At 70.2% G+C, this 16049-nt stretch carries 11 protein-coding genes; 8 read left to right on the plus strand and 3 right to left on the minus strand.

What is annotated here, in order from left to right:
- Positions 1–290: 290 nt before the first annotated feature.
- Positions 291–1706, minus strand: a complete 1416-nt coding sequence (locus ABJI51_RS11235) for an SDR family oxidoreductase (RefSeq protein ID WP_348949885.1) — start codon at positions 1704–1706, stop codon at positions 291–293.
- Positions 1707–1894: 188 nt separating this feature from the next.
- Between ABJI51_RS11235 and ABJI51_RS11240 the strand changes: the two genes are divergently transcribed.
- From ABJI51_RS11240 to ABJI51_RS11250, 3 genes are all read left to right on the plus strand, one after another.
- Complete coding sequence (locus tag ABJI51_RS11240; protein WP_348949886.1) at positions 1895–3070, plus strand: hypothetical protein; 1176 nt, start codon at positions 1895–1897, stop codon at positions 3068–3070.
- Positions 3071–3143: 73 nt separating this feature from the next.
- Positions 3144–3779, plus strand: coding sequence for a TetR/AcrR family transcriptional regulator (locus ABJI51_RS11245; RefSeq protein ID WP_348949888.1), 636 nt, complete (start codon positions 3144–3146; stop codon positions 3777–3779).
- Positions 3779–5446, plus strand: coding sequence for an FAD-binding dehydrogenase (locus tag ABJI51_RS11250; protein WP_348949890.1), 1668 nt, complete (start codon positions 3779–3781; stop codon positions 5444–5446). The genes ABJI51_RS11245 and ABJI51_RS11250 overlap by 1 nt, the downstream gene beginning before the upstream one ends.
- Before the next feature lie 74 nt (positions 5447–5520).
- Here ABJI51_RS11250 and ABJI51_RS11255 read toward each other — a convergent pair whose 3' ends face one another.
- Positions 5521–8157 carry a DUF3376 domain-containing protein gene (locus ABJI51_RS11255; RefSeq protein WP_348949892.1) on the minus strand — a complete coding sequence of 879 codons (2637 nt, stop codon included), beginning with the start codon at positions 8155–8157 and terminating at the stop codon, positions 5521–5523.
- Between the two features lie 347 nt (positions 8158–8504).
- On the opposite strand from ABJI51_RS11255, the gene ABJI51_RS11260 reads away from it, so the two are divergent.
- Together ABJI51_RS11260 and ABJI51_RS11265 are read left to right on the plus strand one after the other, a co-directional pair.
- Positions 8505–10046: an alpha-L-arabinofuranosidase B gene (locus ABJI51_RS11260; protein WP_348949894.1), complete on the plus strand. Its 1542-nt coding sequence runs from the start codon at positions 8505–8507 to the stop codon at positions 10044–10046.
- Positions 10047–10098: 52 nt separating this feature from the next.
- A complete protein-coding gene (locus tag ABJI51_RS11265; RefSeq protein WP_348949895.1) occupies positions 10099–11655 on the plus strand; it encodes an alpha-L-arabinofuranosidase B in 1557 nt (518 codons plus the stop codon).
- 39 nt (positions 11656–11694) lie between these two features.
- Here the strand turns inward: ABJI51_RS11265 and ABJI51_RS11270 are convergent, their stop codons facing one another.
- A complete protein-coding gene (locus tag ABJI51_RS11270; protein ID WP_348949896.1) occupies positions 11695–12615 on the minus strand; it encodes a LysR family transcriptional regulator in 921 nt (306 codons plus the stop codon).
- A 45-nt stretch (positions 12616–12660) separates the two neighbouring features.
- Here ABJI51_RS11270 and ABJI51_RS11275 point away from each other — a divergent pair, with 45 nt between their 5' ends.
- From ABJI51_RS11275 to ABJI51_RS11285, 3 genes are read left to right on the plus strand one after another with little or no spacing between them, the layout of a single operon-like run.
- Positions 12661–13386, plus strand: a complete 726-nt coding sequence (locus tag ABJI51_RS11275; RefSeq protein ID WP_431605596.1) for a succinate dehydrogenase cytochrome b subunit — start codon at positions 12661–12663, stop codon at positions 13384–13386.
- Positions 13386–15308 carry a fumarate reductase/succinate dehydrogenase flavoprotein subunit gene (locus ABJI51_RS11280; protein WP_348949899.1) on the plus strand — a complete coding sequence of 641 codons (1923 nt, stop codon included), beginning with the start codon at positions 13386–13388 and terminating at the stop codon, positions 15306–15308. The genes ABJI51_RS11275 and ABJI51_RS11280 overlap by 1 nt, the downstream gene beginning before the upstream one ends.
- Positions 15305–16045, plus strand: a complete 741-nt coding sequence (locus tag ABJI51_RS11285; RefSeq protein WP_348949901.1) for a succinate dehydrogenase/fumarate reductase iron-sulfur subunit — start codon at positions 15305–15307, stop codon at positions 16043–16045. The genes ABJI51_RS11280 and ABJI51_RS11285 overlap by 4 nt, the downstream gene beginning before the upstream one ends.
- Positions 16046–16049 lie beyond the last annotated feature (4 nt).

Raw genomic sequence — 16049 nt, forward strand, 5'->3', positions numbered from 1 at the left:
CCAAAAGCCCCAAATAAATGCCCATTTTGAGAACTTGCCACAACGGCGGGCGGTCGTCGTGAGTGGCAATGAGGGGTTAGAACCCTAATTGCCACTCACGACCTCGGCGCTAACCGGACACATGGGCAAGAATTGGACATTCGGCTGCTCGTAATTGTCCCTTGTGGACACTTGGGGTGCGGCTGCGAGCGAGGACCACGCCGTCACGCCACCTTTGACTTACCCCTCAATAGAACGCCAATTACCACTCACGACAAGCCGCGGCAGGCCACGCGCCGCGAGTTCGGCCTTCAGCTGCCCGCCAGTGTCCGGACGTATCCGGCCAGGTCCTGGGGCGTCGAGATCGCCGCCGCGTCGACGGCCCGGGACACCGCCGGATCGTCGTCGGCGGAGAACCGGGGGAGCCGCTGCGGGAGGTCGATCCCCGGCTGCGTCGCGACCTGGCCCGCGACGGCGGCGACCCACACGTCGTCGACGTCGAGACGGCCCACCGCCAGGTGCCACTCGCGGTCGTCCATCGGCTCGACCGCGAGACCCGCCTCGCGCAGGCCGGCGACGAAGTCGCGGGTGCTGCACACCCGGTTCGGGACGGCGTTGACGAAACGGCATCCCGGCTCGCCGGAAGGCCGGGCGAGATCGACGATGACGTGCGCGATCACGTCGGCGGGCACCGCCTGGGTCAGTTCGTTGCCGGGCAGGTCGTAGCTGCTCGGGTAGCGTCCGGTGAGGACGGTGGCCTTGGTCCAGCTCCACCAGGCGTCGCCGGGCTGGATCTGGTGCCGGTCGCGGTCGCCGAAGACGCCGGGGATCCGCACGACCGTGACCGCGGCGCCGAGTTCGGCGGCGCGCGCGAAGTAGGCCTCGGCGACGGCCTTCGACCGGCCGTAGCCGTCGGCTTCCGGGGGGAGGGCCACCACGGGACCGGCGGCGATCTCGGCTTCCGGCGGGTAGTTCTCCGGCGTGAGCACGCCGCGGGTGGAGACGTAGGTGACCGGTTTGCGGCGGCGGGTCACGGCGAGTTCGAGGATCGACGCGGCACTGTGGGCGTTCGCGGCTGCGAGCAGGGGATAGGGCAGGACGTGGTTCACCCACGCGGCACAGTGGATGATCCGGCCGATGGTCCCGGCCAGCTCGTCGTGGGTGGCGCGGTCGAGGCCGAGGGCAGGCGCGGCGAGGTCGCCGTCCACGACGGTCAGCCGGGCGGCGTACCCGTCCTGCCACAGGCCGAGGTTCTCCAGGTGCCGGACGAGTTCGCCGCGCCGTGGTTCGCCACCCCGGACCAGAGCCGTGACGGTGCGGCCGCGGGCGAGCAGGTGGGCCAGGACGAACGCGCCGACGAAGCCGGTCGCCCCGGTGAGGAGGACCGGCTCGGCGGTGGAGTCCGCGGAGAACGTCGGGGTGATCCGCCGGAGCCGGTCGGTGATCTCGGCGTGGATCGCCGCGTCCGCGGCAGGCAGCGGGGGAGCCACCGGTCCGCTGGACCGACGCGGGACCCCGAACCGGGCGGCGACCCCTTCCGGTGTCGGCTCCTTGAGGAACTCCCGCAGGGGCAGCGCCACCCCGAGTTCGGCCCGGATCCGGCCGGCCAGCCGGGTCGCCGCCGCGAGATCACCGCCGGCTTCGAGAAGGTGCGTGCCGGGCCCGACGTCGGAGACGCCCAGGACGTCCGCGAACAAGGCCCTGATGACCGCTTCCGGTTCCGGCACTCGTCGTCCTCCCTTGCCGCACCGGCGAAGATGCCTCCTGGCGAACCCTAGGCGGGGGAGATCGCGCCGGTCGAGGATTCGCCGGTGTCTTGCCGGCGAGACACCGGCGGGCACGCGGCCGGCGGACGTCGTGGCGTCGCTAGGATCGCCGTGATCGCGGCGTCGGCCGGATCGGCGGGAGGGTGGAGATGACCGGCGAACGCGAGATCGAAGCCGTCGAACAGTGGTTCCGGCGGCGCGGGCTGCCTGCCGTCGTGCGCGGCCGTCCCGCCCGGCTCCTGGTCCGCACCGCCCCGGCGGTCGTGTTCGCCGCGGCCTGGCAGCTGCTGACCGCCGTGCTGTCCGCAGTGGACGGTGAAACGGACGCCGACTTCGACCGGCTGATGGACAACGACCTCTTCGCGCTGGGATACGGCGGCCTGCTGCTGGGCCTGGTCGTCGTGCCGGGCCTCGGCTCCTGGCTCACCGCGCGCTGGGTACGGCGCAAGCTGGTCGACCGCGGCGGAACCGGGACGGCGGCGGTCGTGGCGGCCGTGTTCGTGGTCGTCGTGCCGATCGTCGACGGGGTGGTCGACGGCGAGTCGATCCTGCTCGGCTTCGGCGCCCAGCTCGCGATCCTGGCCGGGTTCTTCGCGGCCGCGTTCGTCGGGGTGGGCTCGATCGTCGGCTGGGCGCTGCGGGCCGCGTTCCGCCAGATCCGCCTGCTGGGCGAGCTGACCAGCCGGGTCCTGCCCCTCCTGCTGCTGTTCACCGTCTTCGGGTTCTTCACCACCGAGATCTGGCAGGTCGGCGCCGCGCTGCCGCGGCAGCGGATGTGGGTGGTCGCCGGGCTCTTCGCCGTGGTCGCCGTGGTGTTCCTGCTCGCGATGCTCAAGGCCGAAGTCACGCGGCTGACCCAGTCGCCCACCGTCCCGGTCGGCCTCGACAAGCTGCGCGAAACCCCGCTGGCACCGTTCCTCGCGGACGGCGTCCCCGCCGGACGGCCCCCGCTCACGAAGCTGGAGCGGGCGAACATGACCCTCGTCCTGGTGCTGACCCAGGTGCTGCAGACGTTCGTGCTCGCCACCGTGATGTTCGTCTTCTTCGTGGTCTTCGGGATCATCGCGGTCCAGCACTCGGTGATCAAGGCCTGGATCGGCCGCGACCCCGCCGGCGGCACCCTGTTCGGCATCCAGCTGCCGATCCCGCAGGAGCTGCTGCACGTCTCGCTGTTCATCGCCGCGTTCTCCGGGCTGTACTTCGCCGCGTCGACGGTGACCGACGCCCAGTACCGCACCGCCTTCTTCGACCCGCTCGCCGATCACCTGGCGGTCAGCCTGGTCGCCAGGGACCTCTATCTCGCCCGGCTGCCGCGGGTCTCGTGACGGACGGCACGCTGCGCCGGGTTGCATACACGAACGTATCCGATACAAGATCGTATCGGAAGGAGTGGTGCCGATGGCGACGCAGCAGGGCGCGCCGGCCCGGCGAGTGACGAAGCGGCGAGCGGAGACCCGAACCCGGCTGCTCGACGCCGCGCTGGAGGTCTTCGCCGAGGAGGGCTTCGGCCGGTCGACCGTCGAGCAGGTGTGCGAGCGGGCCGGGTACACGCGCGGTGCGTTCTATTCGAACTTCGCGTCGCTGGACGAGTTGTTCCTCGAGATGTGGGAGCAGCGTTCCCAGGCGCAGCTCGCCCGGATGCGGGAGATCGCCGAGGCGGTCGTGCGGGCCGACGAGCCCGTCGGCACGGTGGTGGCGCGGCTGGCCGGCGCCCTGCCCGTCGACGAGCGCTGGTATCGGGTGAGCGCCGAGTTCACGCTGCACGCCCTGCGTCATCCCGAATTGCGCCGGGTCATCGCGGCGCGGGAAGAGGCGATTGTCGCCGCCATGGTGCCGCCGCTGCTCGGGGTCCTCGCCCGCCTCGGCCGTGTCGTCCCCGATCCCGGCGCGCTCGGCCGCGCGCTCGTGGCCGTGCACGACGGCACCGCCGCCCAGTGCGCGCTGGAACCCGGCAATCCCGAGGTGTGGCGGCAGCGCACCGACCTCTTCGTCCACGTCGTCAGCGCCTACAGCACGAAGGACACGCATCAGTGATGGACACCGAACCGGACGTCATCGTCGTCGGAGCGGGCCTCGCCGGCCTGGTCGCCACCCACGAGCTGGTCAAGGCGGGCCGCGGGGTGCTCGTCCTCGACCAGGAGAACCGGAACAACCTGGGTGGCCAGGCGTTCTGGTCGCTGGGCGGGATCTTCCTCGTCGACAGCCCGGAGCAGCGCCGCACCGGGATCAAGGACTCCTACGAGCTGGCCCGGCAGGACTGGCTGGGCTCGGCCGGCTTCGACCGGGACGAGGAGGACAAGTGGGCGCGGCAGTGGGCCGAGGCCTACGTCCGGTTCGCCGCGACGGAGAAGCGCGCCTATCTGCACGACCTGGGGCTGCGGTTCACCCCGGTCGTCGGCTGGGCCGAGCGCGGCGGCGGGCGCGCCGACGGGCACGGCAACTCGGTGCCCCGCTTCCACCTGACCTGGGGCACCGGGCCGGAGGTCGTGCGCATCTTCCGTGACCCGGTGCTCGACGGCGAACGGCGCGGGCTGGTGCGGTTCGCCTTCCGGCACCAGGTCGACGAGCTGATCGTCGAAAAGGACGCCGTGACGGGCGTCCGCGGCACCGTGTTGGAGCCCACCGACCTGCCGCGGGGCAAGGCGTCTTCCCGGACGCCGGTGGGCACCTTCGAGTTCCGGGCGAAGGCCGTCGTCGTCACCACCGGCGGGATCGGCCACAACTTCGACCTGATCCGGCAGAACTGGCCCGCCGACCGGCTCGGCCCGGCACCGGAGACGATGATCGCGGGCGTCCCCGCGCACGTCGACGGCCGGATGATCGCGATCACCGAGCAGGCGGGCGGCGCGATCGTCAACCGCGACCGGATGTGGCACTACCCCGAGGGGCTGCACAACTGGGACCCGATCTGGCCCGACCACGCCATCCGGATCATCCCCGGCCCGTCGTCGCTGTGGTTCGACGCGACCGGGAAACGGTTGCCACCGCCCAATTTCCCGGGATTCGACACGAACGCCGCCCTGAAGGCGATCCTCTCGACCGGCTACGACTACTCCTGGTTCGTCCTGACACAGTCGATCATCGAGCGGGAGTTCGCGCTGTCGGGTTCGGAGCAGAACCCGGACGTCACCGGCAAGGACGTCAAGCTGATGCTGCGGAGCCGCATCGCGAAGGGCGCACCGGGCCCGGTCGAGGCCTTCAAGGAACACGGGGAGGACTTCGTCGTCGCCGACACGCTCGACGAACTCGTCGCCGGCATGAACAAGCTCGCCCGCGGCGGCGCGCAGGTCGAGCCGGCCGAGATCGAGCGGCAGATCGTCGCCCGCGACCGCGAACTCGGCAACGCGTTCTCGAAGGACCTGCAGCTCATGGCCATCGCGAACGCCCGCCGCGCCGTCGCCGACAAGCTGGCCCGGGTCGCGAAGCCGCACCGCATCCTCGACCCGGCACACGGCCCGCTGATCGCGGTCCGGCTCAACATCCTGACCCGCAAAACCCTCGGCGGCGTCCAGACGAACCTGGACAGCCAGGTGATGCGCCCCGACGGCACCCCGTTCCCCGGCCTGTACGCGGCAGGCGAAGTAGCCGGCTTCGGCGGCGGCGGCGTCCACGGCTACAACGCACTGGAGGGAACCTTCCTCGGCGGCTGCATTTTCTCGGGCCGGGCCGCGGGAATCGCCCTGGGCCGGGAGTTGCGCTGACACGTCGCGGCCGCGATCATCCACGAGGCGAAGTCCGCCTGAGCGCTGCGCCCGCAGCGGCGTAGGCCAGATGATCAGCCTCCGGGGAGGAAACCGCCGAGCTTGCGACGTCGTCGGCCGAGCCAGGCCAGGAGCACGAGGGCACCGCTGACGAGCCCCAGCAGGACGGCGGCGAGCGTCAGCAGGCCCATCGCGACCGGCCGGTCCCTGAACTGCCAGCCGAGGAGCGCGGCAGACGCGAGCAGCACGGTGAAGCCCACCCAGTACAGCCACCGGCGGAGGAGCCACGGCGTCGCGGGTTCGGGGACCTCCGCCTGGGCAAGCCAGTACCAGGCGGCGGCACGGAGGGGATGGGTGAACCAGCGCGCGACCCTCTGGTACGTCGAGAGGTTCGTCATGTCGTGGCGCTGGGTCAGGCAGGCGAGCCAGAGCGCGACGGTGGCCAGGCCCCCGCTGTGCCCGTTCGTGAGGAGGCGCAGTGCCCGGTCACCGAGGAGCCTGAGGCTGTCCCGGCTCGACCTGCTGCGCATCGCGTTGAGCACGTTCGGGAGGTTGAGCTGCGCCACCCTCGTGAGCCCGGCCTCCACCTGGCGCGCCGACCGGCCTTCGCTGCGGAGGATCCGGTGCTGCATGTTCGCGATCCAGGACTCGATCTGGGCTTCGGTCATGCCCTGGTCGCTGCCGATGGCCCGGCCGAGCTGCGCTGCCGCGTCCAGCCTGCCCCACATCCAGTCCCACCGGCGCCACTTGACCCGGCCGAACGCCCCGAAGTGACCGGCTTGGGTGCCGTAGAGCTTGCCGCCGCCGAGTGCGACCGCCATCGCGCTGTAGGCGCCTTCGAGCGCCGGCGCCTGGGTGTCGGGGCCCAGCCGGAGCAGGTCGAAAGCAGCGTGCCGCTGCTGGGGCAACCGGGCGTGCAGCGCCTTGCCGATCACCTCGACGGCCAGGAGCGTCCGGAGCAGTGCCTGCTGCCGGGGACCTGGGCCGGTGACCAGCCCCGGCACCGCGGTGAACGCTTCGACGGCGTCCCCGACCAGGGTGGACAGCACCTCGGAAGTGTGAATTCCGGCCATCGCGCCGGACACGTGCTGCGCGAGAAGCGTGTCGTCGTCGGCTACTTCGCTGTCCAAGCCGATGATGAGCTTCTCGAAAGCCTCGCGGACCGCGACGATCCGTCGCAGGCTCCGGTCGACCTCGGTGATCGCGGTGGTGAGGCGTTCGTCGCCCGGGGTGCCGGCAAGCTGGTTGCGCAGGTGTTGCAGCATCAGCCTGACCGAGTTGTGTGCGGTCGAGAAACCCCACTGCCATGGGCTGCCGACGGTGAAGTCGGTGAGCGCCGCGTTCTCCGGAGGCAGCCAGCCGGGGCTGGTGCCGAGGACGGCGGCCACGTCGTCGGCGGACAACGTCGGATGCGCACTGAGGGACGTGGGGGCACTGGGCACTTCGGAGGTGCTCTGCCGCGTCTTGGCGATCAGCCGGGCTTCCCGGATCCCGCCTGCCGCTCGCGCGGTGCGGTACGTCGAGACGAGGTTGGTGGCGGCGGAAACGTGCTGGTCGCGCTGTGCCGGCGAGGCCAGCAGCCGGGTGAAGAGCTGGTCGGCGTCCGCCCACACGGCCTCGCCTTCGCGCATCAGGGTTTCCAGCTGTTCGATGTCCGCCCTGAAGTCGACCTCGCGCGGGAAGGACACTCCGGCGACGGCGATCTGCTGCCAGCTCGGCCCGTCCGCGGCGATGTCCGCGCCGGGCGCGTCCCGGCCGTTCGACGGCACGACGTAGACCAGGGTCCGCCGGGTGTCCCCGGTGAGCGGGCGTCGCGCGATGGCGTCCAGGACCGGCCCGAAGGGTGCGTTGTCGAGAATGCCCCCGTCGATGAGCCAGCTGCGGCCGGCCGGTTCCTGCGGGACGATGCGGTGGGTCCCGTTGAGCTCCAGGTTTTCCTGCACTGCCGGAAACGCCACCGGGAACGAGGCCGACCCGCGGGCCGCGAGCCCGAGGGTGCGCGACTGCCGTTCGCAGAAGTGGTCGGTTTCGACCTCGCTGAAACAAGCACCCGCCTCGGCGGCGTTCCATTCTTCGGGCGCGTGGTAGGCGAGCCGTTCCTTGCTTCGCTCGAACCGGTAGATCCGGCGGTGATCGGGAACGGTGAATTCTCCACCGTATCCGTCGACATAGGTCTGGTTACTCGGGTCGACCGCGGTGGCGGTCACGAACAGTGAAACCGGCGTGCCGCTGTCACAGTCGGCGAGTCCTTCCAGTGCCTTCTCGATGGTTTCGCTGAAGTACGGACCGCTGAGCAGGGAAGCGGGACCGGTGCCCTTCGAGAGCAATTTTCTCGCCGTCAGCGCAGCCTGTTCGATCCACATCCTGCTGAGCCATGGCCGGTTGTCCCGGGTCGGGTTCAAGGTGTTTCCCCGGGCTATCGCCGTCGCCAGCAGCGTGCCGTTGAGACCGCCTGCGCTGGTCCCGGCGATGACGTCGACCACAACGCGGCGAGCCTGGCCGGTACCGGCGGAACACAGCCGGCGCCAGCTCCGCATGACGGCGGCGTCCGGGTCCGCAAGGATGCACGGCGGCTGTCCGTTGGGCGCCGCCTGCGAGGACCGTCGCAAGAGGTCGATCTCGTAGACCACGCCGGCCATCCATACCGCCAGGCTCACTCCGCCATTGAGGACGAGCGCGATGCGTTGCTCGGTCACGTGATTTGTGCCCATGAGGTCCTCCTCGGCGGAAGAAAGCTGCCGTGTCCTCATTGAGTCGAGAAAGGACCGCGTTCGTTAAAACAGATGGAGTAACGTTACGGGCACGATTCGGCGCATTATCAATCAAAAACGTCGGCGCTTATCGAGTGCAGGTGGTGGCCGGTGACCTGCCCGCCGCCGGCAGACCATCCCGGCGTCCGGCACCGAATCCGTCCAAAAGGGACATATACCGCCACACCCACCTGACGTCTTGACGTGCCCCCGGTCGTCGTCGATAGTGGTGACTCCCATCCTGACTTCGACCGGGATCCGCCCGCCGCCTGAACTGTTAGCGCTAACATTGAACAAGGGAGTTCAAGATGTCCGCGCTGCCCGTGTTCCGCCGACTGTGTCATGGAGTGACCGTCTCCGTAGCTGTCGCGGCGCTCGTTTTGCCCGTCTCCACTGGAACTTCCCAGGCCGCCGAGCAAAGACCGTGCGACATCTACGCCGCCGGCGGTACGCCGTGCGTTGCCGCGCACAGCACCACCCGGGCCTTGTTCGCTTCCTACAACGGCTCCCTCTACCAGGTGCAGCGGGCCTCGGACAACGCGACCAAGGACATCGGGCTCCTGTCCACCGGCGGTGTCGCCGACGCCGCCGCGCAGGACGCCTTCTGCGCGGGCACCACCTGCACCATCACCCGCCTCTACGACCAGACCGGCACCAGCGCCAACACCCTGGTCTACCAGGGCCCCGGGGGCACCGGCGGCGCGGACACCGCGGCCGTCGCCACCACCGAGGCCCTGACCGTCGGCGGGCGCAAGGCGTACGCCTTGTACATCAATCCCGGCAACAGCTACTTCGCCGCCGGGTCCGGTGTGCCGACCGGCAGTTCGCCCGAAGGCGAATACCTGGTCACCAGCGGGACGCACGTCAACAACGGCTGCTGTTTCGACTACGGCAACACCGAAACCGACCACCGCGCGGACGGCAACGGTGCCATGGACGCGATCAACTTCGGTACCGAATGCTGGTTCGGCGGCTGCAGCGGCACCGGGCCGTGGGTGCAGGCGGACCTGGAGAACGGCCTGTTCTCCGGCGGCAGCAAGACGTGGAACCCCGGCCAGGTCGCCCAGACCAGCCGGTTCGTCACCGCGATGCTGAAGAACAACGGCACCACGCAGATGGCGCTGCAGGGCGCCAACGCCCAGTCCGGCAGCCTGACCAAGTTCTACGGCGGCGCGCTGCCCAGCGGCTACAACCCGATGCACAAGCAGGGCGCGATCATCCTCGGCAGCGGCGGCGACTGCTGCCAGACCAACCGGAACGCCAGCGCGGGCACCTTCTACGAGGGCGCCATGGTCAAGGGGTATCCCTCCGACGCCACCGACGCCGCGGTCCAGGCCGACATCGCGGCGGCCGGGTACGCGACCGGCACCAGCCCGTTCACGCCGGGGGCGAAGATTTCGCTGCAGGCCACCACTTCCTGCTGCACCGGCGAATACCTGCGGCACGACGCCGGCGACGACAAGGTCGTGATCGCGCCGGTGACCACCGGCAGTGCGCCGGCCGACAAAGCCGCCGCCACCTGGATCGTGCGGCCCGGGCTGGCCGACGGCAGCTGCGTCTCCTTCGAGTCGGCCGACGCGGCGGGCAGCTATCTGCGGCACTACGCCTTCCAGCTGCACCTGCAGCCCAAGGACACGACCGCGCAGTTCGCCGCCGACGCCACTTTCTGCCCGAAGCCCGGCAACAGCGGCACGGGGTATTCGTTCCCGTCGTTCAACTTCCCGGCCAAGTACCTCCGCCACTACGCCTCCACCGCCTATATCGCGAGCAACGGCGGCACCAACGCCTGGGACACCACCTCGCTGTGGCGTGAGGACACCTCCTGGCTCGCCGCGGCCCCCTGGAACTGACCGCGCGCCGGACGTCCGGTGCCGCGTTTCCCCACCGTGTGAAGGAGAATCGATGACCCGTCGACCGTGGATCCGCCGCGCCCTCCTGGCGGCCGGTACCACCACCAGTCTCGCCGCGGGCCTGCTTGCGGCGACGGCCACCACCTCGCAGGCCGCCGCACAGGGACCGTGCGACATCTACGCCGCGGGCGGCACACCGTGCGTTGCCGCGCACAGCACCACCCGTGCCCTGTACGCGGCCTACAACGGCCCGCTGTACCAGGTGCGGCGCGCGTCCGACAACGCGACCAAGGACATCGGCGTGCTGACCGCCGGCGGGTACGCCGACGCTGCCGCGCAGGATTCCTTCTGTGCCAACACCAGTTGCGTCATCTCGGTCATCTACGACGAGTCCGGCAAGGGCAACCATCTCACCCAGGCGCTCAAGGGCTACTGGCCCGGCCCGGCCGCGGGCGGGAACGACAACCTCGCCAACGCCTTCGAGGCACCGGTCACGGTCGGCGGCCACAAGGCGTACGGCGTCGCCGTGGCACCCGGCACCGGCTACCGCAACAACCACACCAACGGCATCGCGACCGGTGACCAGCCGGAGGGGATGTACGCGATCTTCGACGGCACCAACTACAACGGCGGCTGCTGCTTCGACTACGGCAACGCCGAGACGAGCGGCAACGACGACGGCAACGGCACCATGGAGGCCATCTACTTCGGCAACAACAAGGGCTGGGGCTACGGCAGCGGCGCCGGCCCGTGGATCATGGCCGATCTGGAGAACGGCCTGTTCTCCGGCGTGAACCAGCACTTCAACGCGGGCGACCCCACGGTCACCAACCGGTTCCAGACCGCGATCGTCAAGGGTGGCCCGAACCAGTGGGCCATCCGCGGCGCCAACGCGCAGTCGGGTGGTCTGTCCACTTACTACAGTGGCGTGCGTCCGAACGTCGCCGGCTACAACCCGATGAAGAAGCAGGGTGCGATCATCCTCGGCATCGGCGGTGACAACAGTGTCGGCGGACGCGGCACCTTCTACGAAGGCGTGATGACCGCGGGCTATCCCTCGGACGCCACCGAGAACGCGGTCCAGGCCAACATCACCGCGGTAGGCTACAGCAGCGCCCCGGCCGGCGCCGGAACGCTCACCCCCGGTGCCAAGGTCTCCCTCCAGGCGACGACGGCGTGCTGCACGTCCGACTACCTGCGCCACAACGACACCGACGACAAAGTCGTCATCTCCGCCGTCGACTCCACCAGCTCGGCCGCCCTCAAGGCGGACGCGACCTGGATCGTGCGGGCGGGCCTGGCCAACTCCTCCTGCCTGACCTTCGAGTCGGCCGACCAGCCGGGCCGGTTCCTGCGCCACTACGCGTTCCAGCTCCACCTGAACGCCGACGACGGCGGCAGTGCCTTCGCCCAGGACGCGACGTTCTGCCCCGCCGCGGGCAACAGTGGCACCGGGAAGTCGTTCCAGTCGGTCAACTACCCCGGGAAGTACATCCGCCACTACAACTTCACGGGTTACGTGGCGAGCAACGGCGGGAGCAACGCCTGGGACGCGACGACGTCGTGGGCACAGGACACCAGCTGGCTCGTCGCCTCACCCTGGAGCTGACGGAACCCGGCTTCCCTGCACCCGCGGGGAAGCCGGGCGTCAACCGTCCACAAGAGACCGGACACCGGCAGGCAGGTGCGCCGGATCGACCACCGATTCGGTGATCGCGTCGCGGAGAGCACGCACCGCCCGGGTCGGGTCAACGTCCGTGCGGACGGCCAGCTGGACCACCCGGGTCATGCCCGTCTCCGGGGCGAACCGGGTCGTGGCGAACCGGTGGCCCGCCACCGTGCTCGGGACCACCGCCGCTCCCACACCGGCGTGGACCAGCTCCAGGACCGCGTCCATCTCGCCGCCTTCGATCGCGAACGACGGCTCGAAGCCCGCGGCCCGGCAGGCGTTCACCGTGGCCTCGCGGACGTCGTAGCCGCGGCGGAACATCACCAGCGGGACCTCGGCCAGGTCTGCAATGGCGAGGCGGGTGGCCGGGACCGGTGTCCCGGCCGCGGCGATCAGCACCAGTTCCTCCAGTAGCAACGGCGTCGCCGCCAGTCCCGGGTCGGGCGTCGTGCGGGCACCGGCCAGCAGGGCCAGGTCCAGTGCGCCTTCCGACAGCCGCTGCCGGAGGTCCCGTGACCCGCTTTCGTGCAGCTCCAGCTGGATTCCCGGATAGCGGCGGCGGAACGCCGCGAGCATCGGCGGCAGCAGGCCGGTGCACAGGCTCGGCGGTGCACCCAGCCGGACGCGGCCGCGGTCCAGCTCGTCCAGCTCGCGGATCGCGCGCTGCGCGCTTTCGGTGTCCGCGAGGATGCGCCGGGCGATCGGCAGCAGCGTCTCGCCCGCCTCGGTGAGGGAGACGTTGCCGCGGATGCGGTGGAACAGCGGGGCGCCCAGATCGTGTTCCAGCGCACGGATCTGCTGGGACAGCGACGGCTGCGCGACCCGCATCCGCTCGGCCGCCCGGGTGAAGTGGCGCTCTTCGGCGACGGCGACGAAGTACGCGAGCTGATGGAACTGCATAGCCACAGCCTATCGAGTGCAGAGATTTCATGTCTTTGACCTCTGATGCGGGCGGCTCCTACCGTCGGTCGGGTGGCAAGCGATCTGGCGGCGCGGCGGCGCGTCCGGCACTTCTGGGCTTCGACGATCGGCAAGAAGATCGTCATGGCGGCGAGCGGGGCACTCCTGCTCGCCTTCGTGCTCGCGCACATGGCCGGCAACCTCAAGACCTTCCTCGGCGCGGACGAGCTCAACCACTACGCCCACTGGCTGCGCACCATCGGCGCGCCCGTCCTGGGCCAGGGCTGGTTCCTCTGGATCCAGCGCGCGGTCCTGTTCGCCGCGCTGGTGCTGCACGTCACCGCGGCGGTGCAGCTGACCCGGCGGGACCGGCGCGCGCGGCCGGTCCGCTACGTCCACCGGCGGCCGGTGCGCGCCGGCTTCGCCGTGCACACCATGCGGTGGGGCGGGGCCGCGCTGGCGCTGTTCGTCGTCTGGCACATCCTCGACTTCACCGTCGGCGCGGTGCACCGGGACTTCGTGCCCGGTGACCCGTACCACAACCTCGTCGCGGACTTCCAGGTCTGGTGGGTCAACCTGATCTACCTGGCCGCGCTGGCCATGCTCGGCCTGCACATCCACCACGGCTTCGCCAGTGCCGCGCGCACGCTGGGCGTCGCCACCGCGAGACGGGAGCGGGCGATCAGGATCCTCGGCAGCACGACGGCGGTCGTGGTCGCGGGCGGCTACGCCCTCGTCCCGGTCGCGATCATGACAGGACTGGTGCACTGATGACGGACTACGTCGTCGGCGAAGCGATCGCCGACACCAAGGCACCCCATGTCCCGCTGGAAAGCCGGTGGGACGAACGGAAGTTCGCGGCGAAGCTGGTGAACCCGGCCAACCGGCGACGGCACCGCGTCATCGTGGTGGGCACCGGGCTGGCCGGTGGCTCGGCCGGCGCGACACTCGCCGAGCAGGGCTACCACGTCGTGCAGTTCTGCTTCCAGGACTCGCCGCGGCGCGCGCATTCCGTTGCCGCGCAAGGGGGAATCAACGCCGCCAAGAACTACCGCAACGACGGCGATTCGGTGTACCGGCTGTTCCACGACACGGTCAAGGGCGGCGACTTCCGCGCGCGGGAGTCCAATGTGTACCGCCTGGCGCAGGTATCGGCGCAGATCATCGACCAGGCCGTGGCCCAGGGCGTCCCGTTCGCCCGCGAGTACGGCGGCCTGCTCGACACCCGCTCCTTCGGCGGGGTGCAGGTGCAGCGGACGTTCTACGCGCGCGGCCAGACCGGCCAGCAGCTGCTGATCGGCGCGTACCAGGCGCTGTCGCGGCAGATCGACGCGGGCAACGTCGAGCTGCACGCCCGCACCGAGATGCTCGACCTGGTCGTCTCCGGCGGCCGGGCTCGCGGCATCGTCGCGCGTGACCTGGTCACCGGGGAGATCACCACGCACCTGGCGGACGCCGTCGTGCTCGCCACCGGCGGCTACGGCAACGTCTTCTACCTGTCCACCAACGCCAAGGGCTCCAACGCCACCGCGATCTGGCGTGCGCACAAGCGTGGCGCGTACTTCGCGAACCCGTGCTTCACGCAGATCCACCCGACGTGCATCCCGCGGTCGGGGGAGCACCAGTCGAAGCTGACGCTGATGAGCGAGTCGCTGCGCAACGACGGCCGGATCTGGGTCCCGAAGCGGGCGGGAGATCCGCGGCCGCCGGGGGAGATTCCCGAGGAGGAGCGCGACTACTACCTCGAACGGCTGTATCCCAGCTTCGGCAACCTCGTCCCGCGCGACATCGCGTCGCGGGCGGCCAAGAACGTCTGTGACGCGGGTTTCGGCGTCGGCCCCGGCGGCCTCGGCGTCTACCTGGACTTCGCCGACGCGATCGGGCGGCTGGGCCGCCCGGCGATCGAAGCCCGGTACGGCAACCTCTTCGACATGTACCAGCGGATCACCGCGGAGGACCCGTATGCGGTGCCGATGCGGATCTACCCGGCCATCCACTACACGATGGGCGGGCTGTGGGTGGACTACGACCTGCAGAGCACGATCCCGGGGCTGTTCGTGATCGGCGAGGCGAACTTCTCCGACCACGGTGCCAACCGCCTCGGCGCGTCGGCGCTCATGCAGGGGCTCGCGGACGGCTACTTCGTCCTCCCGGCCACACTGAACGACTACTTGGGCAGCACGCGGCTCGACGACGTCGACCCGGACGCGGTCGCGCAGGCGGAAACCGAGGCACGCCAACGGATTACGCGGCTGCTGGCCGTGCGTGGCACGCGGTCGGTGGACTCGTTCCACCGTGAGCTGGGCCTGCTGATGTGGGACCACTGTGGAATGTCCCGCACGCGCGAAGGCCTGCGCAAGGCACTGGACCGCGTCCCGTCGCTGCGTGCGGAGTTCTGGCGGGACGTGCGCATCCCGGGTGGCGCGGCGGAGCTGAACCAGGAACTGGAGAAGGCCGGCCGCGTCGCGGACTTCCTGGAACTGGCCGAGCTGATGCTGCTCGACGCACTGGTCCGCGAGGAATCCTGCGGCGGCCACTTCCGCGAGGAACACCAGACGCCGTCCGGGGAAGCGCAACGCGACGACGAGAACTTCGCCCACGTGGCGGCGTGGGAGTACGGCACGCCGCCGGTGCTGCACCGCGAGCAGCTGGTCTTCGAGCACGTCCATCCCACCCAGCGGAGCTACACATGAACCTCACCGTCCGCATCTGGCGCCAGCCCGGCCCGGCCGCCGAGGGCAGGCTGGTGTCCTACCCGGTCGAGGACGTCAGCCCCGACATGTCCTTTCTGGAACTGCTGGACGTGCTGAACCAGCAGCTGATCGCGGCAGGCGAGGACCCGGTGGCGTTCGACCACGACTGCCGCGAAGGCATCTGCGGCTCGTGCGGCGTGGTGATCAACGGCGAGGCGCACGGGCCCGAGCGCACGACGTCGTGCCAGCTGCACCTGCGCTCGTTCGCCGACGGCGACGTCATCGACGTGGAACCCTGGCGAGCCAAGGGATTTCCGGTGATCAAGGACCTGGTCGTCGACCGGTCGGCGCTGGACCGCATCGTCCAGGCGGGCGGCTACGTGACGGCGCCGACGGGCAGCGCCCCGGACGCCCACGCGACACCGGTGCCGAAGCCGGACGCGGACCTGGCGTTCGACAACGCGACGTGCATCGGCTGCGGAGCCTGCGTCGCGGCGTGCCCCAACGGCTCGGCGATGCTGTTCACCGCGGCCAAGGTGACGCACCTTTCGCTGCTGCCGCAGGGCAGGCCCGAGCGGGCACGGCGGGTGCTGGACATGGTCGAGACCATGGACGCCGAGGGCTTCGGCGGCTGCACCAACACCGGCGAGTGCGTGGCGTCGTGTCCGAAGGGGATTCCGTTCGCCAGCATTGCCGCCCTGAACCGGGAGTTCCTGTCCGCGTCCCGGCGCGGCTGATGGG

The sequence above is a fragment of the Amycolatopsis melonis genome, from assembly GCF_040064235.1.
Taxonomy (GTDB): domain Bacteria; phylum Actinomycetota; class Actinomycetes; order Mycobacteriales; family Pseudonocardiaceae; genus Amycolatopsis; species Amycolatopsis melonis.